We start from the raw sequence: 20,730 nt of genomic DNA, 5'->3' as shown, positions 1-20,730 counted from the left end.
GGACTTCCGACAGGAAGTCCGGGCCATCTTGGTTTCCGTGGACCATCGACTGCTCCGTAGATGCCCTTTTCGACGTTCAAAAAGGCGGTTACGGAGCAACCGATGAGTGCTGCTTCACCAGCTCGCGGCCGTAGTCGTTGCCGTTGGGCGTCCGGACCACGGTGTGCATGTGGAACGGAGCGGGTTCGTCGTTGCTGAGGAAAACCCCGGTGTGGTGGTCCAGCTCCAGGACCACCATGGGACTCTGCAGCCGGAAGTAGAAGGCCTCCTGCCCCTCCCAGCCGCCGATCCAGCTGAAGAACGTCTCGTCGTAGTGCTCCTGGATCTCGCGGCGCCGCGCTGCCCTGGGCCCGTCCGGGAGGTAGGCAATAAAGTCCTCCACCACCGCGTCCAGGATCTTGCGGGCTTCCGCCGGCATAGCGGCAACAGAAATGCCCTCGTAAGGGATCACCCGGTTGTCCTGGAAGCACCCGCCAAGATGCCGCTCATCCCCGGCATGAAGACGGCCTTCCGGCATCGCCGGGTCCACCATGGACTCGTACACCGTGGCTTCAGCCCGGAGCACAGCAGGCAGTGCACCCATCAGTTCACGGGCCAGGGCGATGCGCTCCTTGAACACAGCCACACCCTGGTGCGGCCCGGCGTCGATGACGTCCGGCTCGGCACCCATAAACACCGGCGAGATCACCAGCTGCGTTCCGGCCACCAGGCAGTTCAGCGCGGCGTGGTGGCCAAAAAGCTGCCACCCCCACGGCGCGGTCTCGGACGGCTCGCCGTACAGGGCGAAGTTGTAGCTGAACTCGTTCATCAGCAGGGGCAACTCCACCAGGTCACCGAGGAAGCCGTTGATCCGCATGAGGTTGCGGACCAGCTCAAAGCCCGCCGGGCTCAGGGACGCTTCCACCACGGCGAATATGGCATCGCGCACCGGCGCGTCCAGCTCGTCCAGGCGGAGCCCGGTATCGTGCTGCATAAACTCCGGGTTCGCCCAGCTCTGCCACTCGGGCGCATCCACTGTATAGCTCAACCGGGACGCCTGCTCGAGGGTCAGGGCGTCCAAAAGCTTGCGGGCCGCAGCCGCCATCTCCGCGGTGGGCGCCTCCTCCCCCGCCCGCGCAGGGGCGAGGGGATACAGCCCGGGACGGAGGACGCCGTCGTTCGTGATGCCTTTGAACGGCTGCGGATACAGCGTCTTCCAGCCCTCGATCATGGGCCCGGCGAAGGAATCCCTGGTGGCCGCCTCCGCGTACTCGCGCGCGTCCAGGCCGCGGATCTCCGCCACGCGCGGGTGGTCCGGGGCAAAAAGGAAATCACGGAATGAAGGCGTTGACACGGGAGCTCCTTGGTTCGGCTTCAGCAGGTGATGATGGCGCCCGGCCGGCGGCGACGGACAATGCTGCGGCGGCAGCGTCGGCGGAACTGCCCCGCCACGCCACGTGCTGGTCCGGGCGGACCAGCACGGCGTCCGCTCCCGCCAGTTCCGAAAGTGGCATCCCGTCGTCGGAAGGCCCGACGGCGGAAACGGTCACCGGGATGCCCTGCCGGGCACCTGCTGCCAGCACCGGCGCGAAAGCCGTAGCGGCCGGCACCCCGCCCAGGGTGCCGGCGTCGGCCAGCAGCGTGAAGCCCTGGCCCAGCCGGCTGTACAGCGAGGTGGCATCCTCCAGCCACGCATGCGGCAACAGGGAACCGGGGCTGGCGGAGGGAACATAGTGGATGGGGTCCTCTGCCGGGACGGGTGCGCCGTCCGGCACCACCACCGCCGAATCCCAATAGGCGTAACCGAGCACCAGCCCCACGGAATCGAACTCGCTGCGCTTCACGGCCAGGGCCTCGTGTGCCGCCTGCCGCGCTGCTTCCCCGGCGGGGCCGGCGGCGGCGAGGTCAGGAGCGGCGAAGTGGTAAGCCAGGGCTTTGCCGTTGGCTGCTGCGTCGCGGATGGTCCTGGCAGCTATCGGCCTGCGCTCCTCCTCATAGCTGGCCAGAAGCGCCGGGCCCGCCCACCCCTTGATTGTGGCGGCAAGCTTCCACGCGAGATTGGCGGCATCGCCGATGCACGTGTTGAAGCCGTGGCCGCCCCACGGCGGGTTGAGGTGAGCGGCGTCGCCCACCAGGAAGATGCTGCCGCTGCTGTATGAAGGGGCGAGCAGCATGCGCGCGGTCCAGGGGTCTGTGGCCAGCACGTCAACGTCCACGGCCGATCCCACCAGCGAGCGGACCATGGCGCCCGCGTCCTCAGCGCTGACCGTGATGTCAGGGTCCACGCCCTGGACGATGGCCCACCAGGTGTCTTCCAGGTCCATCGGCCCCACCATGCCCGCCGTGTCCGAGCCCACCACCCAATACTGGACGGCAGGGTCAAGGGCCACGGCTGAGGCAAGGTCCTTGGAACGGAAGAGGATGCTGATGTTGGACAGCGCTGCGGACCCGCCTTCCAGGCGGATATCCAGGCTGCGGCGGACGGCGGAGGACCCGCCGTCGGCGCCGATCACATAGTCAGCGGTGATGCTGCGCTGGTCCGCTGCAGGGCCGGACACCACGACGGCGTGCGGCGACTCTGTTCCAAGGGTTTCGGCTGCCGGTTGGACCGTCTGCACACTCCAGCCGGTGATGAAGGTGACCAGCGGACTGTCTGCCGCGGCGGCGCGGAGTACTTCCTCCAGTGCCGGCTGCGGGACCTGCTGCCCGCATTCAGGCTGGAGGGCGTAGCGGCCCGGGACCAACTGGAAGGCGTTCCGGAACCGGCGCAGCTCATGCGCGGCGGTTCCGGTGAGGCCGGTGCAGAAAATAACATCCTGTGCGTAGTCCACCGGGAGCGGGGAGGCGCCACGCAGAGCATCGGCCAGTCCCAGCCGGCGCAGGTGCGTCATGGTGCGCGCGTTGGTGGTCTTGGCCCGCGGGCGGGTGTGGTCCACGGCGTCGCGGGGCTCGATGACAGTGCTGGGAATGCCGCGGGCGGCCAGGTCCAGCGCCAGGAACAACCCGCTGGGGCCGCCGCCGGCGATCAGCACCTGCACCTCCCCCGGGATATCGTGTGCCGGTGGCAGATGGAGGGTGACCATCAGGCACGGCTCCGGAGGGACAGTTCGCCCACGGGGGTGGTGAGGGTGCCGAGCTTGTCGATTTCCACTTCGACGGTGTCGCCGGGCTGGAGCAGCCACTGCGGGGTGCGGGCATAACCGACGCCCTCCGGGGTACCGGTGGCGATCACGTCGCCCGGGTGCAGGGTGAAGGTCTGGCTGATCAGCGAAATGATGGCCGGAACGGAGAAGATCATGTCCCGGGTGTTGCCGTTCTGGGCCTCGACGCCGTTCACGCGGGTGCGGACCTGCAGGCCGTCGCGGAGATCGCCCACTTCGTCGCGGCTGACGAGCGGTCCCAGCGGGCCGCTGAAGTCGCCGTTCTTGCCCAGCGTCCACTGCGAGGTGAGCTTCTGGGCCGTGCGGGAGGTGATGTCGTTGAAGGTGGAGTAGCCGAAGACTGATCCTTCAGCTTCTGCCTCGTCCGCGGATTCCACCCGCCGGCCAATGTAGGCCGCCACTTCGCCTTCCCAGTCCAGCCCTCCTTCGCCGGCAGGGACGGGAACCGGGACGTTGCCCACGGAGAGGGACGCGGTCCAGCGGCCGAAGAGGGTGGGGTACGGCGGGAGGTCCTGGTCCTTGTAGCTGCCCTCGGCTGCATGGGCTTTGTAATTCAAGCCCACGCAGATGACCCGGGCCGAGGCGGGGACGAGCGGCACTTCGGTGACGCTCCCACGCTCCAGCGAGGCACCGGCGTCGGACGCTGATGCGTCCTCGACCAGCGGGACAGCCTTGTCTTGCCAGCCCTCCGGGTCCGCCCAGAAGTCGGTGACGGGGGCGAGCGGGAACACCCGTGTTTCCAGCAGGACCGCTGCCCAGGGTTCGCCGTGGTGGTTGATGCCGATGAACTGCATGTGGAGGCCTTTCAAATCTGCCCGGGCACGTGCGTGGACCGGGACGGTTCTGGGTCAGTGTGCTTGCGCCTGGCGGCGGAAGAAATCAATGGTGGCGGCGGTGGCCTGCTCAGCGGCGGCCGGGCTTTTGTCTGCGAGCGCCCACATATGATCCGCGTCCTCAATCAGGAGGAGTTCGACGGCGGCGCCCGCACCTTCCAGCGCCGCGGCGAAGGTGACGGACTGGGCCGCGGGGACGAAACGATCGGCCGATCCATGCACCAGGAAGAAGGGCGGTGCGGCCGCGTGCACGTAAGTGATGGGGCTGGCTGCAGCTGCCTTGTCAGGTGCGTCAGACGGCTGCACTCCGATGAGCAACGCCTCCCGCGAGCCTGGATCATCGGCGCGTGCGACGGCGTCGGGCCGGGCTTGTTCGCCCATCCGGTTCAGGTCGGTGGGCGGGTACCACGCAGCGACCGCGGCGACGGCGTCCTCCGTACCACTGCCCGCGGCGTCGGCGTCGGACTGGAACTCCTTCGCTCCAGCCGTGAGTCCCACCAGGCTGGCGAGGTGGCCGCCCGCCGAATCGCCCCAGGCGTAGATCCGCTCCGGGTCCACGTTGTAGTCGGGCGCATGCGCCCTGAGCCAGCGGACGGCGGCCTTGGCATCCAGCAGTTGGGCGGGGAACGTGGCGGCAGTGCTGAGGCGGTAGTCAGCAGAAGCCACGAGGAAGCCTGCGTTGACCAGCTGTTCGATGGGGCTGGGGCCGAGTCCGTCCACGATGGGCCCCAGTGAGGACCGTTCGCCAGTCCGCCAGCCGCCGCCGTGGAAGTGGACTACTGCGGGGAAGCCTCTCCCTGCGGGCGCCGCCGCAGGGAAATAAAGGTCCAGCAGCAGCGGGGTGGCACCCTCAGGTCGGGCGAACTCTATCCCCTTGAGGACCTGCCCTGCCGTCGTCGTCGACTCCATGTGTTTACCGCACCGTTTCTGTCATGCCCGGCCCTGTGTTCCGGGCCACGTCCTGACTCAACTTTGGTGCATCGGGAAGGGGGCATGCGCGGTGGGTTTCACTGAATGGAAAAGGGTTCGGGATTCCCTCTCTGCCACCTAGGCCCCCGGGTATGGTGCGAGTTTCTGCAGTGGACTCCACTGCTGACCAATTGCTCGAGGAAGCGGTCGACCGGAGGCTACTGTGAGGCGTCGAAGCCGGCGAGCAACCGCTTGGATGCGGTAAGCATGTGGGAACGCATGGTCCTGGTGACCGCCTCGCTGTCATGCGCCTCGAGGGCAGTGAAGATCTCCGTATGCTCCTTCAGGGCGGCGGCGGCGTGACCCTCGTCGGTGAGGGCGCGGTCCACCCAGATCCGCAGCAGGGACCTAATGCTCTGCAGCAGCTCCTGCAGCACCTGGTTGCCTGAACTTTCCGCGATCTCCCGGTGGAACGCGGCGTCTGCCTCCACAAAGGCGGCGAGGTCTTCAAGGGTTTCTGCCATGGTGGCCAGATTGGCGCGCATCCGGTCCAGCGACTCCCCCGTGATGCGTTCAGCCGCGAGCTGTGCCGCCTGCACCTCAAGGCCGCTCCGCAATTCCACGAGCTCGCGGGTCCGGGGAGCGCCCAGCATCAGGCCCCAGCTCAAGGTGCGGGGCAGGAGTTCGGAGATGCCGTCACGCAGGTATGTCCCGGAACCCGGCCGGACGATCACGATCCCCAGAATCTCCAGTGCGGCGAGGGCCTCCCGCACTGCAGACCGGCCCACGCCCAACGAAGCGGCGAGCTGGCGCTCGGCCGGAAGCCTTGTTCCGACGGCGATATCGCCGCTGGTGAAGTAGGCGAGCAGGCGCTCGGCGACCTCGGACACAACGGAGCCCTGGCCCACAGAGCCAAGCGCTTCGCTGATTTTGGCCGACGAGGCGGCAGAGTTTATGGGCACGCTTCAAGCCTAGCAACCGCCTTTCCACTCAGACATCCGAAAAAAGAACAAGTCAACCGGTTGACCAATTTGGGGTTTATCTTTTATGGTGGAACTCACACACTTTGTAGCCGCCCTCGCGTCCTCACACTTTGGCGGCCAGGCGACAGAACCCCAAGCCTCCAGCGAAGGAAGCGGCCGGGAACATCACTATCTAGGAGTCAACGTGGACACCACACAATCCGTGGTCGAAAAATCTGCTATCAGGAAGGTGGCGATCCGGCTTGTGCCGTTCGTCGCCCTGATGTTCTTCATCAACTACCTGGACCGCACGGCCATCTCCTTCGCCGGCCCCAACGGCATGAACACAGACCTGGCGCTCTCGGCGGCACAGTTCGGCTTCGCGTCCGGCGTCTTTTTCATCGGCTACATCCTGCTTGAGGTCCCCAGCAACCTGGCCCTGCACAAGTTCGGCGCCCGCCGCTGGCTCGCCCGCATCATGGTCAGCTGGGGTATCGTCTCCCTGCTGTTCACCTGGGTGGGCAACGTTGAGCAGCTCTACATCCTGCGCTTCATCCTGGGCGTGGCCGAGGCCGGCTTCTTCCCCGGCGCCATCCTCTTCCTCAGCCTCTGGGTGCCGTCCCGCCACCGCAGCAAGATCCTCGCCCTCTTCTACCTGGCCCAGCCGCTGACCACCGTGATCGGCGCCCCGCTGGCCGGCCTCCTCATCCAGCAGCACGGCCTCTTCGGCCTCGAGGGCTGGCGCGTTATGTTCTTCGGCGTCGCCGTCCCCGCCATTCTCATCGGCGTGGTCGCCTGGTTCTACCTCGCTGACTCCCCCGCTAAAGCCAAGTGGCTGACGCAGGACGAGAAGACCTGGCTGACGGGCGCCCTGGAGAAGGAAAAGAAGGAAACCGCAGCAGGCAACAAGCACGTCAGCGTCCGCACCGTGTTCGGCAACGGCCGCGTCTGGATGCTCTCCGCGATCTACTTCGGATTCATCTACGGCCTGTACGCCCTCGGGTTCTTCCTGCCCACCATCATCTCCGGCTTCGAAGGCATCTACGGCACCAAGTTCGACGTCTTCCAGAAGGGCCTGATCACCGCGATCCCGTACCTGCCGGCAGCTTTCGCCCTGTACTTCTGGTCCAAGGACGCCACCAAGCGGGGCGTCAAGACCTGGCACATTGCACTTCCCGCCCTGACCGGCGCCATCAGCATCCCGCTGGCCCTGTTCGCGGGCTCCCCGGCAGCCACCATCGCCGTCATCACCATCACCGCCATGTCCATCTTCGCGGCCCTGCCCAACTTCTGGACGGTACCCACCCAGTTCCTTACCGGCGCAGCAGCAGCCGCAGGCATCGCCCTGATCAACACCGTGGGCAACCTTGCCGGCTTCAGCGCAGGCTACGTCACCGGCTGGCTCAAGGACTGGACCGGCAGCTACGCCGTGCCGATGTTCGTCGTGGGCGGGTTCATGCTCCTGTCCTGCATCCTGATGGTCACCCTCAGCCGCTCCGGCAAGGTCAGCGAAGGCGTACAGGCTGAAGCGCTCGACCCCGCGGGCGCCGGCCACCACGCCGAGCCGTAGGACCAAGGGGCGCCCTTCTCCCCGGAAGGGCGCCCGGCGCCTGCATCGCCAGCCCGCCCGAATCACGACCTTCCCCTAGTTAGGCCCAGGAGCTTTGCCATGACCCGCCTGTTCAACGAACCCGCAGCTTTTGCTGACGAAATGATCGAGGGCTTCGTCGCCTCCCACCAACGCTGGGTCAAGCGCGTGTCCGGCGGCGTTGTCCGCAACACCAAGAGCACCCCGGACACAGTGGCGCTGGTGATCGGCGGCGGCTCCGGCCACTACCCGGCCTTCGCCGGACTGGTGGGCCAGGGATTGGCTCACGGAGCGGCAATGGGTAACCTCTTCGCCTCCCCCTCGGCGCAACAGGTTTACAACGTGGCTAAGGCCGCGGACAATGGCGGTGGTGTGCTGCTGGGCTACGGCAACTACGCCGGTGACGTCCTGCATTTCACCCAGGCCCAGGACCGCCTCCGCAAGGAGGGCATCGACTGCCGCAGCATCGCCGTCACTGACGACGTTTCCTCCGCCCCGCTGGCGGAGCGCGCCAAGCGCCGCGGCATCGCCGGTGACCTCACCGTCTTCAAGGTAGCTGCGGCCGCTGCGGAAGCCGGCTACTCCATGGACGCGGTGGTGGAAATCGCCGGGCGCGCGAACCACCGCACCCGTTCGTTCGGTGTCGCGTTCACCGGCTGCACCCTCCCGGGCGCGGACCACCCGCTGTTCTCCGTCCCTGAGGGCCGCATGGCTGTGGGCATGGGTATCCACGGCGAACCGGGCATAGGCGAAACGGACATTCCGACGGCGGATGAGCTCGCCGAACTGCTGGTGTCCAAGCTCCTGACCGAGGTCCCGGAGGGCACCGTCGCAGAGGGAGCCCGTGTGGTCCCCATCCTCAACGGCCTGGGCAGCGTCAAGTACGAAGAGCTCTTCGTGGTGTACCGCCGCATCGCCCAGCTCCTCGCTGAAGCAGGCCTGGAAGCCGTGGACCCGCAGGTGGGCGAGCTCGTCACCAGCTTCGACATGGCAGGAACATCCCTCACCCTGTTCTGGCTTGATGACGAACTGGAGAAGCTCTGGAACGCCCCCGCCGACGCGCCGGCCTTCCGCCGCGGCGCCGTCACCGCTGACGCCCTGGACGCCACCGGCGGTGAGGCAGCCGACGTCGAGCTCTCCATCCCCGACGCCGCGCCGGAGTCGCGCGCCGGCGCCGTCCGTGTCCTGGCCGCCCTCGGCGCTGCCAAGGCAGTAGTGGACGCCAACGCGGACGAGCTGGGCCGGATCGATGCGATCGCCGGCGACGGTGACCACGGCATCGGCATGGAACGCGGTGTCCGCGCCGCCGTCGACGCCGCGGAAGACGCCGTCGCCCGCGGTGCCGGCGCCGCCACCACCCTGCACTTCGCCGCAGATGCCTGGGCCGACAAGGCCGGCGGCACGTCCGGCGCCCTCTGGGGAATGGCCCTGCGCGCCGTCGGCGACGCCGTAGGAGACAGCACAGCGCCCGACGCCGGCGCCGTCGCCGCTGGAGTCGCAGGTGCAGCGGCGGCCATCATGGACTTCGGCAAGGCCAAGCCGGGCGACAAGACCCTGGTGGACGTCCTGGTTCCGTTCCGCGATGCCCTGGCGTCCGGCGTCGAAGCCGGCAAGTCCCTCACGGAGGCCTGGGCGGCCGCCGCGGTGACCGCAGAGCAGGCTGCTGAGGACACCGCCCGGCTGCTGCCCCTGATGGGCCGGGCCCGTCCGCACGCCGGGAAGAGCCTCGGCACCCCCGACGCCGGAGCAGTATCCATGGCATTGATCATCCGGGCAATCCACAACACGCTTATCGAGCGGACCACCATTAAGGAGAAAGCATGAGCGCCAAACTGCGCCTGGTCGTCGGTTGCGACGACGCCGGTTTCGAATACAAGGAAGCCCTGAAGGCTGACCTGGAAGCTTCCGACCTGGTGGAATTCGTGACCGACGTCGGGGTGGACGCCACCAGCCACACCCCGTACCCGTCGGTGGCCATCGCCGCCGCCGAGCTCGTCGCCGCCGGCAAAGCAGACCGCGCCCTTCTGGTCTGCGGCACCGGCCTGGGCGTGGCCATCGCCGCGAACAAGGTGCCCGGCGTCCGCGCCGTCACCGCACACGACAGCTTCTCAGTGGAGCGCTCGGTCCTGAGCAACAATGCCCAGGTCCTGACGTTCGGCCAGCGCGTCGTCGGCCTCGAACTGGCCCGCAGGCTCGCCCGCGAATGGCTCACCTACACCTTCGACGAAACCTCTGCCTCGGCTGAGAAGGTCAGCCTGATTAAGGACTACGAGGGTGTCACTTCCTGCTAAGCCCGCCACCGGCGGAACATCACCGAAGGCCATCATCGGCGTCAGCCTGAAGATGTACTTCGGCTACCAGCGGTCAATCGATTACTGCCGCGACGTGGCCGCCATCGCGTTTGCGCATTCTGCGGTCCAGAGCCGCGACATCGAGCTGTTCGTCCTGCCCACCCTCCCGGTGCTGCCTGAAGCGGCCCGTATCCTGGGTCCCGCGGGAGCCGCCACCGGCGCCCAGGACATCTTCTGGGAAGACGAAGGCGCGTTTACCGGCGAGGTGGGCGGCAAGACCGTGGCCGAGCTCGGCGGACGCTACGCCGAGGTGGGCCACGCCGAACGCCGCAGGATCTTCGGCGAGGACGACAGGATCATCGGGCTCAAAACCGCCGCCGCCTACCGGAACGGCCTCACGCCCATCCTGTGCGTCGGGGAACTGCAGCAGGGATCCGTGGAGGAAGCCATCGCCCGGTGCACGGCGGAAATCGATGCGGCCATCAACCGCGCCCAGTCCCTGGGACCGGCCCGCGGGACGATTGTGGCGTACGAGCCGCAGTGGGCCATTGGCGCCCCGGAACCCGCGACGCCGGAGTACATCAGCGCCGTCATCACCGGGCTGGACGCGCACCTGCGCGGCCTGCCAGGCCAGAAAAACAGCCGCGTGATCTATGGGGGCAGCGCCGGACCCGGCCTGATTACCAAGCTGGACTCCGCCGTCGCCGGCCTGTTCCTGGGCCGCTTCGCACACGATCCCCAAGCACTGAAGACCATCCTCGACGAGACGGCAGCACGGCTTGCCGCAGCGGCGGTGGCGGTATGACCTCACGGATCGGCCTGAGCAGCTACGCGTTCTTCTGGCAGCTCTCGGACAAGGTCTCCGAGCCGCTGAGCATCCACCAGGCGCTCCAGCGGACCGCGGACTTGGGCGTGGACCTCTTCCAGGTCTGCGACTACGCACCGCTGGAAGCCATGACGGATGCCGAACTGAAGTCAGTCCGCGCCACCGCGGACCGGCTGGGAATCTCGCTGGAACTCGGCACCAAGGGCATCAGCCCCGAGCACCTGCGCAAATTCCTCCACATCGCCGGGATCCTGGGCTCACCCCTGCTCAGGACCATGTTCAACACGCCCGGCCATGCTCCAACAGCAGAAGAAGCCGTGGCAATCTTCAAGGAAGTCCTGCCCGAGTTCGAGGCCGCCGGCGTCAGAATCGCCGTGGAAACCTACGAACAGGTGCCCACCGAGCGGATCCTGGACGTCATCCGCGGCGTGGACAACCCCTGGCTCGGCATCTGCAGCGACCCTGCCAACACCGTCGCAGCCCTGGAGATGCCGCGCGAGGTGATGGACGCCGTCGCACCCTATGTCCTGAACATGCACATCAAAGACTTCGCCTTCACCCGCAAAGACGGGTGGGTCGGCTTCACCTACGCCGGCGCACCCCTCGGCGAAGGCCTGCTCGACTACGACTACATGGTCAACACCTTCCAGCCCCACCAAAGAAACATCAACCAAATAGTCGAACACTGGCTGCCCTGGCAGGACTCCGAGGCGGAAACCATCCGCCTCGAAAACCAGTGGACCCAGCACAGCATCGAATTCCTAAGGAGCAAATGAAATGTCAGCAGAAAAATTGACCGTCGCCGTCATCGGAGCCGGAGGCAAAATGGGAATGCGAGTTTCCCGGAACCTCCAGAAAAGCGCCCACACCGTCTTCTACAGCGAAAACTCCCCCGCCGGCCAGGACCGCGTCAAGGCTGAAGGCCGGGACATCACCCCCACCGTTGACGCCGTGAAGGGCGCCGACGTGGTCATCCTCGCCGTCCCCGACACCGTCCTCGGCGTCGTCTCCGAAGGCGTCGTCCCCCAGATGAAGGCCGGCGCCATCCTGCTCACCCTGGACCCCGCCGCCGCCTACGCCGGCCTGCTGGCCAAGCGCGATGACCTTGTCCAGGCAGTAGCCCACCCGTGCCACCCGTCCGTGTTCCTGGAGCGCACCACCAAGGAAGAATGGGCCGACACCTTCGGCGGCGAAGGCGCCCCGCAGAACGTCGTCGCCGCCATCGACGACGACGCCTCCGCGGAGACCAAGGCCGCCGCCGAGGCGACCATCCGCGTCATCTACGCCCCCGTCATCGACGTCCACTGGGTCACCGTCAAGCAGCTCGCCATCCTCGAGCCCACCCTCGTGGAAACCGTCGCCTGCATGATCGGCACCCTCCTCAACGAGGCCCTGCACGAAACCGTCCACACCGCCGGCGTACCCGAGGAAGCAGCCAAGGCCATGCTGTTCGGCCACGTCCAGATCGCCCTCACCAACGCCCTGCGCGGCTCCAACCCGTTCTCGGAGGCCTGCGAAATCGCCATCCAGTACGGCAAGGACACCATCATCAAGGACGACTGGAAGAAGATCTTCGACGACTCCGAGCTGGACAGCGTCATCGCTAAGATGCTCAAGCTGGATACCGTCAAGCGCTAGCAACGGTCAAGGGGCGCCGGGCGCCGCCGGGCACCCCTGGCGCGTTTGAGGTCGGGGCGCCAGCCGCCGTCGCCTCGTCCGCGCGGCAGCTCCAGCCAAGCCTCTAGTCGGCGGCAGCGAGCTGGCCGCAGGCGCCGTCGATCTCCTTGCCGCGCGTGTCGCGCAGGGTGCAGGGCACCCCGGCAGCGCGCAGCCGCGCAATGAACTCCTGCGCCACCGGCTTGTCCGAGGCGGTCCAGATGGAGCCCGGGGTCGGGTTGAGCGGGATCGGGTTCACGTGCACCCAGCCGCGGCCGCGCTGGTTGAGCTTCTTGGCCAGCAGGTCTGCACGCCACGGGTGGTCGTTCATGTCCTTGATCAGCGCGTACTCGATGCTGACCCGGCGGCCGGTCTTGCGGTAGTAGTCGTAGGCGGCGTCGAGCGCCTCGTCCACCTTCCACCGGTTGTTGACCGGGATCAGCTCGTCGCGGAGCTCGTCGTCGGGCGCGTGCAGGGACAGCGCAAAGGTGACCGGCAGGTCCTCGTCCGCAAGCTTGCGGATGGCGGGGACGAGGCCCACCGTGGAGACGGTGATGTTCCGGGCGGACATGCCCAGGCCCTCGGGCGAGGGGTCCACGAAGCGGTGAAGGGCGGCCATCACGCGCTTGTAGTTGGCCAGCGGCTCGCCCATGCCCATAAACACGATGTTGGTGACGCGCTCTTCGTCGTGCTCCTTGGGGCCCAGCTCGCCGGCCGCAATCGCGCGGTTAGCGGCCACCACCTGGTCAACGATTTCTGCCGTGGACATGTTGCGGGTCAGCCCGGCCTGGCCGGTGGCGCAGAAGGGGCAGTTCATCCCGCAGCCGGCCTGCGAGGAGACGCACAGGGTGATGCGGCCGGGGTAGCGCATCAGCACGGACTCGACCAGCGCTCCGTCGAACAGCCGCCAGAGGAACTTGATGGTGTCCCCGTTGTCGGTGCGCAGGCGGCGGACCTCGGTGAGCAGCGGCGGGAACATCTGGGAGACGAGTTCCTCACGGCCGGCTTTGGGCAGGTCGCTCATGGCTGCCGGGTCCGTGGTCCAGTGCTGGAAGTAGTGGGTGGAGAGCTGCTTCGCCCGGAAGGCAGGGACGCCAAGCTCCTTCAGCTTCGCGGCGCGCTCGGCCAGGTTCAGGTCGGCCAGGTGCGTCGGCGGCTGCTTCACCCGCGGGGAGGCGAATTGGAGCAGCGGCCGGCCCTCGACGGTGCGCGCCTGCTCCCAGCCCTCGGCAGCGGGGCGGACCTGCGGGCGGGTACTCTCGGCGGCCCCGTCGCCCTCTGTACGGGCGCGAACGGGAGTTTCGGAGGAAGAAGTGGGGGAGGTCATCCTTCCCATCATCCCATGCCGGTTTTCACTTTGGGAATCGGGGCACTATGATTCCGCTCTCGGAGCGCCCTCAGGGCGGTCAGCCTTTGGCGTCCCCCAGCGGGCGGCGTGCCAGCCACGCGGCCACGATGGCGCCGGAGATGTTGTGCCACAGCGAGAACACAGCCGACGGCAATGCGGCCAGCGGGCTGAAGTGGGTGGTAGCCAGCGTCGCTGCCAGGCCCGAGTTCTGCATTCCCACCTCGAAGGCCAGGGCGCGGCGTGCCTTGCTGTCCAGCCGCCCGATCTTTCCGGCGAGGTAGCCCAGCCCCAGCCCGAATCCGTTGTGCAGCACCACGGCCAGGAACACAATGCCGCCGGCAGTCACGATCTTGCTGGCGCTGCCGGCCACCACAATGGCCACGATCAGGGAGATCACGACGGCGGAGGCCCAGGGAAGTGCCGGCAGGACCTTCGCCACGAGCTTCTTGAGGAACAGCCGCGCCAGCAGTCCGGCGACCACCGGAAGGAGGACGGTCTTGGCGATGTCCAGAACCATGCCCACGGCGTCGATCTGGAGATAGGATCCGGCGAGGAACAGGACCAGCAAGGGGGTGACCACCGGGGCGATGAGTGTCGAGACGGACGCGACGGCCACGGAGAGGGCCACGTCACCCTTGGCCAGGAAGGCCATCACGTTGGACGCCGTCCCGGACGGCGCGCAGCCCACCAGGATCAGGCCCACGGCCAGCTCCGGTTCCAGGTGCAGGGCGGCGGCAATCAACCACCCCGCCCCGGGCATGATCACGTAGTGCGCCACGATTCCCAGGGCCACCGCCCACGGGCGCTTTGCCACCGCAGCGAAGTCGGGCGGGGTCAGCGTGAGGCCCATGCAGAACATGATGATCCCCAGCAGGTACGGCACGCTTGGCGCCATCGGCTTGAAGCCACCCGGTGCCAGGTAGCCTGCGATGCCGGCGGCCACCACCAGGAGCGGAAACACCGTTACCGCGACGCGCGCGATCCTGCTTTCCGCCGCCAGTGCGGGATTAATGGGCGCTTCGCCCTGGCTGTTCTGTGATTTGGTTGCCTCAAGCATCAAATCATGCTGGCACTACACGGTAGCTTGGTGCCAGTTCGTGACTGCTGCCGGTAACAAGCGGCCGGGAGTGTTCACCAGTCGTGGACCGTTCCGTCGATGAGGCGGTTGTAGGGCAGGTAGGCCTGCTGGTAGGGGTAGGCGGCTGCGGCTTCTTCGTTGAATTCGACGCCGATGCCGGGTTCGTTGCCCGGGTGCAGGTAGCCGTCCACGAAGGTCATGGACTGGTGGAAGACCTCGTTGGTCTTGTCCGAGTGCTGCATGTATTCCTGGATGCCGTAGTTGTGGATGGCCAGGCCTACGTGCAGCTGCGCGGCGAAGCCCACCGGGGAAATGTCCGTGGGGCCGTGGAAGCCGGACTTGATCTGGTACTGCGCGGCGAAGTCCATCACCTTCTTCAACGGGGAGATCCCGCCGAAGTGCGTGGATGCGGCCCGGACGTAGTCGATCAGCTGTTCCTTGATGAGGGTCTGGTAGTCGTACACGGTGTTGAAGATTTCCCCGATGGCCAGCGGGGTGGTGGTGTGCTGGCGGACCAGGCGCAGGCCCTCCTGGTTCTCCGCCGGGGTGCAGTCCTCAAGCCAGAACAGGTCATACGGTTCCAGCGCCTTGCCCAGCTTCGCGGCCTGGATGGGCGTCATCCGGTGATGGCCGTCGTGCAGCAGCGGGATCTCCGGGCCGAACTCGTTCCGGACCGCCTCAAACACGGTAGGCAGGTGGCGCAGGTAAGCCCGGGTGTCCCAGTCCTCCTCCACCGGGAACGCGCCCCGCCCGGCGGGCTCGTAGTCGTACCGCTCCCCGGAGGCCTGCGCCTGCGCGGCCACCCCGTACACGGCATTGATGCCAGGGACGGCGGTCTGGATCCGGATGGACTTGTACCCGAGTTCCAGGTGCTCGCGCACGGAATCGAACAGGGACGGCAGGTCCGCACCCGAGGCGTGCCCATACGCGCGCAGCCCGTTCCGGGACGCCCCGCCCAGCAGCTGGTAGACCGGCATGCCCGCCATCTTGCCCTTGATGTCCCACAACGCCATGTCCACCGCGGCGATCGCAGCCATCGTCACCGGGCCCCGCCGCCAGTACGAGGACCGGTACAGGAACTGCCACGTGTCCTCGATCCGGTGCGGGTCCTTGCCGATCAGCAGCTGCGCCACGTGCTCCTTCAAGTACGCGGCCACGGCAAGCTCACGCCCGTTCAGCGTGGCGTCACCAATACCGGTCACACCATCCTCGGTGGTGATCCGGAGGGTCACGAAGTTCCGGGAGGGACTCGTCACAAAGACGTCGGCGGCAATAATTTTCACAGCAGGTCCGGCTTTCTTAGTAATGGGGTAGGTGCAGGCCGGGGGCCGGCCTGGGAAAGAATCAGCGTTGCGTTGTTCCGCCGGGAGTGGTTCCGAGCAGGGCCAGTTCGGCCCGGGTGGGCAGGCCCTCCCAGTCCCCGGCGGTGCTGACGGCGAAAGCTCCCATCAGGGCACCGCGCTGCAGGCGCCCGGGTGCCTCGGCGCCGTCGAGCAGGGCTGACAGGTAGCCGGCGGTGAAGGCATCGCCGGCACCCACGGTATCGATACTGGTGACGGGCACGGCTGGAGCGTCCCAGCGGCCGTCAGGGGTGTGGACACTGGCACCGGCCGCGCCGCGCTTGACCACAACTTCGCGGACTCCGAGGCCCAGGAGTTCTGCAACCATCGCTGATTCACTCGCGTCCGGGTCCTGTGTGCCGGCCGGCGCGGTGGCCACCAGGCCGAGTTCGTCGTCGGAAGCGACCACTATGCCGGCATGCCGCACGAGTGGTGTCAGCACCTGCCGCGCCTCTTCGCGGGACCAGAGCTTGCTGCGGTAGTTGACGTCCAGTGACACCACTGTCCCATCAAGGGCGGCTTGTTCGGCGGCGTACTCCACGGCCTTCCGGGACTCGGGGCTGAGGGCGGCGGTGATGCCGGTCAGGTGCAGGATCCGCGCCCCCGCCTGGAGCGCACGGTCCACGTCCTCCGTGCACAGCGTTGACCCTGCTGAGCCGGAGCGGTAATAGAAGGCGCGGGTGACATCGGCCGTGCGTTGTTCAAGGAACATCACCCCGGTCCGGCGGGTGGCATCCTCCCGGTGCTGCAGCGCCACTCCCTCAGCGCGGAGCTGGCGGAGGATGAACTCGCCATGCGGATCGGCACCCGTCACGCCGGCCCAGCTGACGCTGTGCCCGAGCCGTGCAACCCCGACGGCCACGTTCGACTCGGCGCCGGCAACGTGCATCGTCAGGGCGCCGCCGGCGGACAGCGGGCCGGCGGAGCGCAGCGAGACCATGGACTCGCCGATGGTCAGGAGGTCCACGGAAGGGCGCCCGACGGCGGCAGTCACCGGATGCCCCCGGCAGCGGACTGGTGGTGGTATTCGGCGGCAAGGGCTACGAAGCGGCGCGCACGCTCGCGCATCGGAGCAAGGTCGCCGCCGGATCCGGCGTCTCCGAACAGCGGGCCTCCGAGTCCAACCGCGATGGCACCGGCTCCCCAGTATCCCGCCGCTTCATCGAGCCCCACGCCGCCCACCGCAATGAACGGGATGTCCGGGAACGGATCCCGGAGGGCCTTAAGGTAACCGGGACCGCCGATGGAGGCGGGAAAGAGTTTGACCGCAGCGGCGCCGCGGTTCATGGCCTCGAAGGCCTCGCTCGGGGTAAGGGCCCCGGCCAGGACAGGGAGGCCCCGGCCGGCCGCTTCCGCAATGGAGGGTGCGAGTGACGGCGTCACCAGAAACTGTCCGCCGGCCCCCTCAACGTTATCCACGTCCTGCTTTGTCAGCACCGTCCCGGCCCCAACGAAGCACCCGGCGGGCGCGGCGGCACGGACCTCGCTGATCGCCTCGAGCGCTCCCGGGGTGGTGAGGGCGATTTCAACGTATTGGAAGCCCTCCGCCATCGCGGCGAGGGCCGCCCTCCCGGCGGCCGGGCCGTTGTTGCCGCGCACGATTGCCACCAGCCTGGCCTGGCGGACCCCGGCCAGCAGGGCCTCGGCGGTCAGGGTGTTCTCCATACTGGGTTTCTCCTTCATAGGGGCAGCCATCTCCGTGCCCGCGTTCCTGGCGGTCACCACTCTGCGAAGGCGCCGTCAGTATTGCGCCAGATGGGACCGCGCCACGCATGCCCGCGTTTGTCTGCGGCCCGGACCACGGCCTCGTCAATCTCGATGCCCAGGCCCGGGCCGGTGAGCCGTTCGATGTGCCCGTCCACAAACTTCAGGGGCGTTTTGTCCACCACATAGTCCAGTACCTCGGCCCCTTGGTTGTAGTGGATGCCGATGCTCTGTTCCTGGATCAGGAAGTTGGGCGTCGCGAAGCCCACCTGAAGGCACGCGGCAAGTGCCAGCGGCCCCAGCGGGCAGTGCGGCGCCAGCTGCACCTCGTAAACCTCCGCCAGCGAGGCGATCTTGCGGACTTCCGTGATGCCGCCCGCGTGGGAGAGATCCGGCTGGGCCACGGCAATGCCGGCCTGCAGCGCGGGCAGGAATTCCTGCCGGCTGTAGAGCCGCTCACCGGTGGAGACCGGCGTCGTCGTCGACGAGGTGAACTCGCGCAGGAGGTGCGTGTTTTCCGGGACCACGGGTTCTTCGAGGAAGAAGGGCCGGTACGGTTCCAGCAGCGGTGCAACACGGCGGGCATTGGCAAGGCTGAAGCGGCCGTGGAAGTCCACCGCCACGTCACGGTGTTCACCGAGGACTTCGCGGGCGGCAGCGACCCGGCGGACCACGCCGTCGAGCTCGGCCACCGAGGCGATGGGGCTCATCCGGCCGCTGGCATTCATCTTCACCGCGGTGAGGCCAACCTCCAGCTGAGCGCTGATCTGGTCAGCCACCTCGCTGGGTTCATCCCCGCCCACCCAGCCGTACATCCGGATCCTGTCCCGGACGTGGCCGCCCAGGAGCTGGTGCACGGGCGCGTTGAAGTACTTGCCGGCGATGTCCCAGAGGGCCTGGTCCAGGCCCGATACTGCACTGGCCAGGATGGGGCCGCCGCGGTAGAAGGAGCCCTTGGTCATGACCTGCCAGTGGTCCTCGATCCGGAGCGCGTCGTTGCCGATCAGCAACTCGGAAAGTTGCTCGACGGCGGTGCGCACCGTTTCACTCCTGCCCTCGCACGTCGCCTCGCCCCAGCCGACGATCCCGCTATCGGTCTCGATACGGACGAAGAGCCAGCGCGGCGCGACGAGGAAGGTTTCGATTCTGCTGATGAATGTCATCTGGTTGCCTAGCCCTTGGTGGCGCCGGCGGTGAGGCCGGACACGATGTACTTCTGCGTGAAGAGCGCAATGATCATGATCGGGATGGTGACCACGGTGGCCGCGGCCATCAGGCCGCCCCAATCGATGCTGGCGTAGGAGACAAAGTCGAAGATCGCCACCGGAAGGGTTTTGGTGCTTGAGCCGGAGAGCACCAGCGCAAACATGAAGTTGTTCCAGGAAAAGATGAACGACAGGATCCCTGCTGTGGCGATTCCAGCGACGGAAAGGGGCAGCGTGATGAGGCGGAATGCTCCAATCGGTGTAAGCCCGTCCACCTGGGCTGATTCCTCCAGTTCGAGGGGCAGGGAATCGAAGTAGCTCATCATGATGTACACGATCAGCGGCAGCGCCACGAACATGTGGCTGAGGATCAGCACCTCGAATTTGCCCACCATCCGCAGGTTGGAGAACACGTAGTACCACGGCACCAGCAGTGAAACGCCCGGAATGACGCGGGCCATCAGGACCACCAGGGCCGAGCGGTGCATGGTGAACCGGCTCATGGCATAGGCGGCCGGGACCCCGAGGACGATCGACAGCGCCGTGGATACGAAGGCTACCCAGAAGCTGTTGAAGATGAAGACGAAGTAGTTGTTCCGCTGCAGGACGTTGGCATAGTTCTCCCCGGTCGGGCTGAAGAACAGGGCTTTGCCGGTGTCATAGATGTCCACGTTGGTTTTGAAGGAAGCCAGGAGCATCCAGAACAGCGGGGCGATCAGGAAGAGCACCACGGCGATGAGGGCCACGACGCGGAAGACCTTGTAGAGGCGCGTGGGCAGGGGCTTCCGACGGCGGCGGATCACCTGGGGTGCCGCGGCGGAGGTTTGGTTGGGGGTTGCGACGGTCATTTGCTTACCGCTTTCTTGCGCATGGTCAGCAGCCACATGGAGCCGATGATGATCATGAAGAACAGGATCAACACGGCGGACGACAGCCCGTACTGGTTGTAGTCGAAGCTCAGGCCGTAGGCGTAGACGTTCAGGGTTTCCACTTCGTTGAAGGATCCGCCGCCTTTGCCCTTGGTGGCGTACAGGATGTCGAAGGTCTTCAGGGCATCGATGCCGCGGAGCAGGATGGCGACAATGACGGTGGGCATCATGAGCGGGAGAGTGATGTAGAAGAAGCGCTGGAAGGAGTTGGCGCCATCCACGCGTGCTGCTTCGTCCGGCTCGTCGGAGAGGGACGTCAGGCCGGCAAGCAGGATCAGCACCACCATGGGGGTCCACTGCCACACGTCCATGAAGATGGTGGTTCCCAGTGCAGTGTCCTGCCCGGAGAGCCAGGGCTGCGGCGGAATGCCGATCATACCCAGCAGCTGGTTGGCAAAGCCGATGTTCGGGTCAAAGATGAGCCGCCACATCATGCCGACGGCAACCGGGGTGGCCACGAGCGGAAGCAGGATTGCCACGCGGACCCACTTTTCACCCCGGAAGGGGCGCCACAGCAGCAGGGCGATGCCCATGCCGAGCACCACTTCGCAGACCAGCGCAACACCAGTGAACGTCATGGTGCGGCCCACCGCCGGCCAGAACCGCTCGGTGTCAGAGAGAACCGTGAGGTAGTTCTGCAGACCGATAAAATCCGTGGCTGCGCGGACGGAGCCCTGGGAATCGGTAAGGCTCAGGTACAGGGTCCACACCAGCGGGAAGACAATCAGGACGCCGACAAAGATCATGGCCGGGGCGGCAAAAAGCCATTTACGGTGCCTGTTGGACCAGGCGGAGACGTTCCCCCCAAGGCTGGGAGGGCGGCCGGCGCTGCGGGCGGGAGCGCTGCTGCGGGCGTTCATTACAGACATGGTTCACCTAAAAGTTGGGGTGAGGTAAGAGCGGGTCCCGGCGGGACGGCAA

Annotated in this window: 19 protein-coding genes; 6 read left to right on the top strand and 13 right to left on the bottom strand. The window is 66.9% G+C overall.

Features of this window, described 5'->3' with window-relative positions; all coding sequences use genetic code 11:
• Window positions 1-88: 88 nt before the first annotated feature.
• From FBY31_RS14395 to FBY31_RS14375, 5 genes are all read right to left on the bottom strand, one after another.
• Complete coding sequence (locus tag FBY31_RS14395; protein ID WP_142042273.1) at window positions 89-1,333, bottom strand: DUF3500 domain-containing protein; 1,245 nt, start codon at window positions 1,331-1,333, stop codon at window positions 89-91.
• Window positions 1,311-3,062, bottom strand: coding sequence for an FAD-dependent monooxygenase (locus FBY31_RS14390; protein ID WP_142042270.1), 1,752 nt, complete (start codon window positions 3,060-3,062; stop codon window positions 1,311-1,313). The genes FBY31_RS14395 and FBY31_RS14390 overlap by 23 nt, the downstream gene beginning before the upstream one ends.
• The gene (locus FBY31_RS14385) at window positions 3,062-3,934 is read right to left on the bottom strand and encodes a fumarylacetoacetate hydrolase family protein (protein ID WP_142042267.1); all 873 of its coding nucleotides are present in this window, start codon (window positions 3,932-3,934) and stop codon (window positions 3,062-3,064) included. Before FBY31_RS14385 ends, FBY31_RS14390 begins: the two co-directional genes overlap by 1 nt.
• 54 nt (window positions 3,935-3,988) lie before the next feature.
• Entirely contained in the window at window positions 3,989-4,882 is an 894-nt protein-coding gene (locus FBY31_RS14380) for an alpha/beta hydrolase (RefSeq protein WP_142042264.1), read from the bottom strand.
• 218 nt (window positions 4,883-5,100) lie between these two features.
• Complete coding sequence (locus tag FBY31_RS14375) at window positions 5,101-5,844, bottom strand: FadR/GntR family transcriptional regulator (protein ID WP_142042260.1); 744 nt, start codon at window positions 5,842-5,844, stop codon at window positions 5,101-5,103.
• A 205-nt stretch (window positions 5,845-6,049) separates the two neighbouring features.
• On the opposite strand from FBY31_RS14375, the gene FBY31_RS14370 reads away from it, so the two are divergent.
• The 6 genes from FBY31_RS14370 to FBY31_RS14345 all read left to right on the top strand — a co-directional run bounded on the left by FBY31_RS14370 (window position 6,050) and on the right by FBY31_RS14345 (window position 12,187).
• Complete coding sequence (locus FBY31_RS14370) at window positions 6,050-7,414, top strand: MFS transporter (protein WP_142042257.1); 1,365 nt, start codon at window positions 6,050-6,052, stop codon at window positions 7,412-7,414.
• 99 nt (window positions 7,415-7,513) lie between these two features.
• Window positions 7,514-9,256 (top strand): dihydroxyacetone kinase family protein, encoded by a 1,743-nt coding sequence (locus tag FBY31_RS14365; protein ID WP_142042253.1) that lies wholly within the window; start codon window positions 7,514-7,516, stop codon window positions 9,254-9,256.
• The gene (locus tag FBY31_RS14360) at window positions 9,253-9,723 is read left to right on the top strand and encodes a ribose-5-phosphate isomerase (RefSeq protein WP_142042250.1); all 471 of its coding nucleotides are present in this window, start codon (window positions 9,253-9,255) and stop codon (window positions 9,721-9,723) included. The genes FBY31_RS14365 and FBY31_RS14360 overlap by 4 nt, the downstream gene beginning before the upstream one ends.
• Window positions 9,707-10,528 carry a triose-phosphate isomerase family protein gene (locus FBY31_RS14355; protein WP_235013066.1) on the top strand — a complete coding sequence of 274 codons (822 nt, stop codon included), beginning with the start codon at window positions 9,707-9,709 and terminating at the stop codon, window positions 10,526-10,528. The genes FBY31_RS14360 and FBY31_RS14355 overlap by 17 nt, the downstream gene beginning before the upstream one ends.
• The gene (locus tag FBY31_RS14350; protein ID WP_142042247.1) at window positions 10,525-11,325 is read left to right on the top strand and encodes a sugar phosphate isomerase/epimerase family protein; all 801 of its coding nucleotides are present in this window, start codon (window positions 10,525-10,527) and stop codon (window positions 11,323-11,325) included. Before FBY31_RS14355 ends, FBY31_RS14350 begins: the two co-directional genes overlap by 4 nt.
• A 1-nt stretch (window position 11,326) precedes the next feature.
• Window positions 11,327-12,187 carry a phosphogluconate dehydrogenase C-terminal domain-containing protein gene (locus FBY31_RS14345; protein WP_142042244.1) on the top strand — a complete coding sequence of 287 codons (861 nt, stop codon included), beginning with the start codon at window positions 11,327-11,329 and terminating at the stop codon, window positions 12,185-12,187.
• 103 nt (window positions 12,188-12,290) lie between these two features.
• On the opposite strand, the gene rlmN is transcribed toward FBY31_RS14345, so the two are convergent.
• The 8 genes from rlmN to FBY31_RS14305 all read right to left on the bottom strand — a co-directional run bounded on the left by rlmN (window position 12,291) and on the right by FBY31_RS14305 (window position 20,678).
• Window positions 12,291-13,532 (bottom strand): 23S rRNA (adenine(2503)-C(2))-methyltransferase RlmN, encoded by a 1,242-nt coding sequence (rlmN, locus tag FBY31_RS14340; RefSeq protein ID WP_142042241.1) that lies wholly within the window; start codon window positions 13,530-13,532, stop codon window positions 12,291-12,293.
• A gap of 79 nt (window positions 13,533-13,611) precedes the next feature.
• Window positions 13,612-14,610: a bile acid:sodium symporter family protein gene (locus tag FBY31_RS14335; RefSeq protein ID WP_142042238.1), complete on the bottom strand. Its 999-nt coding sequence runs from the start codon at window positions 14,608-14,610 to the stop codon at window positions 13,612-13,614.
• Window positions 14,611-14,684: 74 nt separating this feature from the next.
• Window positions 14,685-15,914, bottom strand: coding sequence for a D-mannonate dehydratase ManD (gene manD / locus FBY31_RS14330; protein WP_142042235.1), 1,230 nt, complete (start codon window positions 15,912-15,914; stop codon window positions 14,685-14,687).
• A gap of 61 nt (window positions 15,915-15,975) precedes the next feature.
• Window positions 15,976-16,965, bottom strand: a complete 990-nt coding sequence (locus tag FBY31_RS14325; RefSeq protein ID WP_235013065.1) for a sugar kinase — start codon at window positions 16,963-16,965, stop codon at window positions 15,976-15,978.
• Window positions 16,962-17,636 (bottom strand): bifunctional 4-hydroxy-2-oxoglutarate aldolase/2-dehydro-3-deoxy-phosphogluconate aldolase, encoded by a 675-nt coding sequence (locus tag FBY31_RS14320; RefSeq protein WP_142042230.1) that lies wholly within the window; start codon window positions 17,634-17,636, stop codon window positions 16,962-16,964. Before FBY31_RS14320 ends, FBY31_RS14325 begins: the two co-directional genes overlap by 4 nt.
• A 53-nt stretch (window positions 17,637-17,689) precedes the next feature.
• Entirely contained in the window at window positions 17,690-18,838 is a 1,149-nt protein-coding gene (gene dgoD, locus FBY31_RS14315; protein WP_142042227.1) for a galactonate dehydratase, read from the bottom strand.
• 8 nt (window positions 18,839-18,846) lie between these two features.
• A complete protein-coding gene (locus tag FBY31_RS14310) occupies window positions 18,847-19,728 on the bottom strand; it encodes a carbohydrate ABC transporter permease (protein ID WP_142042223.1) in 882 nt (293 codons plus the stop codon).
• The gene (locus FBY31_RS14305; protein WP_235013064.1) at window positions 19,725-20,678 is read right to left on the bottom strand and encodes a carbohydrate ABC transporter permease; all 954 of its coding nucleotides are present in this window, start codon (window positions 20,676-20,678) and stop codon (window positions 19,725-19,727) included. Before FBY31_RS14305 ends, FBY31_RS14310 begins: the two co-directional genes overlap by 4 nt.
• Between the last annotated feature and the right edge of the window lie 52 nt (window positions 20,679-20,730).

It is taken from the genome of Arthrobacter sp. SLBN-100 (genome assembly GCF_006715305.1).
Lineage (GTDB): Bacteria > Actinomycetota > Actinomycetes > Actinomycetales > Micrococcaceae > Arthrobacter.
This window is presented reverse-complemented; position numbering and strand designations above follow the sequence as displayed.